Source organism: Streptomyces sp. P17 (assembly GCF_032436805.1).
GTDB lineage: Bacteria > Actinomycetota > Actinomycetes > Streptomycetales > Streptomycetaceae > Streptomyces.
Genome location: NZ_JAVRBF010001214.1, coordinates 1 through 251, shown reverse-complemented (window position 1 = coordinate 251; position 251 = coordinate 1). Strand labels below are relative to the sequence as shown.

Sequence of the window (251 nt, the reverse complement as noted above, 5' to 3'; positions counted from 1 at the left end):
CGCCGTTCTGACGCTGGCCCGCCGCCACGACCCGCATCTGGCCGACTGGATCGAGGCGGAGGGCGCCTTTCCCGAGACCATGGTCGACCGCATCGTGCCGGCCACCACCGACGCCGATATTGAAGCCTTGGCCGCGCGCCTCGGCGTGCGCGACGCGGCGATGGTCAAGACCGAACCCTTCTCGCAATGGGTGGTGGAGGACCGGTTCGCCGGCGTGCGGCCAGACCTGGCCTCGGTCGGCGTGCAACTCA

The 251-nt window shown here is 70.5% G+C and carries 1 pseudogene; it reads left to right on the top strand.

The features are described 5' to 3' along the window. Positions 1-251: pseudogene (locus tag RMT89_RS44460) on the top strand (hypothetical protein); the annotation flags it as partial.